We start from the raw sequence: 1,226 nt of genomic DNA on the forward strand, positions 1-1,226 counted from the left end.
CCCGTAGCTTCGGTACCTGGTTTAGCCCCGTTACATCTTCCGCGCAGGCCGACTCGACTAGTGAGCTATTACGCTTTCTTTAAAGGATGGCTGCTTCTAAGCCAACCTCCTAGCTGTCTGAGCCTTCCCACATCGTTTCCCACTTAACCAGGATTTCGGGACCTTAGCTGACGGTCTGGGTTGTTTCCCTTTTCACGACGGACGTTAGCACCCGCCGTGTGTCTCCCACGCTCGCACTCACCGGTATTCGGAGTTTGCCTCGGGTTGGTAAGCCGGGATGGCCCCCTAGCCGAAACAGTGCTCTACCCCCGGTGGTGATACGTGAGGCGCTACCTAAATAGCTTTCGAGGAGAACCAGCTATCTCCGGGCTTGATTAGCCTTTCACTCCGATCCACAAGTCATCCAAATCTTTTTCAACAGATCCTGGTTCGGTCCTCCAGTTGATGTTACTCAACCTTCAACCTGCTCATGGATAGATCGCCCGGTTTCGGGTCTATTCCCAGCGACTGGTCGCCCAGTTAAGACTCGGTTTCCCTACGCCTCCCCTATTCGGTTAAGCTCGCCACTGAAAATAAGTCGCTGACCCATTATACAAAAGGTACGCGGTCACCCCACGAAGGGGCTCCCACTGCTTGTACGCATACGGTTTCAGGATCTATTTCACTCCCCTCTCCGGGGTTCTTTTCGCCTTTCCCTCACGGTACTGGTTCACTATCGGTCAGCCAGGAGTATTTAGCCTTGGAGGATGGTCCCCCCGTCTTCAGTCAAGGTTTCACGTGCCCCGACCTACTCGATTTCACGACACTCAGATTTCGGCTACGGGACTATCACCCGCTATGGTCAGGCTTCCCAGCCTGTTCGCCTATCAGTTGTGCCGCTTAAGGGCTAGTCCCCGTTCGCTCGCCGCTACTGGGGGAATCTCGGTTGATTTCTTTTCCTCGGGGTACTTAGATGTTTCAGTTCCCCCGGTTCGCCTCCCAACACCTATGGATTCAGTGTGGGATACCCTGCTTGTGCAGGGTGGGTTTCCCCATTCGGAAATGCCCGGGTCACAGGTTGTTTGCCACCTCACCGAGCCTTATCGCAGGCTACCACGTCCTTCATCGCCTCTGGCTGCCAAGGCATCCACCGTATGCGCTTAATCGCTTGACCATATAACCCGAAGGGGTCTGGTCTGCGATTACGTACGACAATTGCCGGATACGCTTGAGACGTATCACTTTCG

The 1,226-nt window shown here is 54.6% G+C and carries 1 rRNA gene (running past one end of the window); it reads right to left on the minus strand.

Annotation, left to right across the window (positions count from 1 at the left end):
- Positions 1-1,153 (minus strand): 23S ribosomal RNA (locus ACOJCM_RS12925); it reaches 1,822 nt to the left of the window's first position.
- Positions 1,154-1,226: the final 73 nt, after the last annotated feature.

It is taken from the genome of Billgrantia hypersalina (assembly GCF_052584175.1).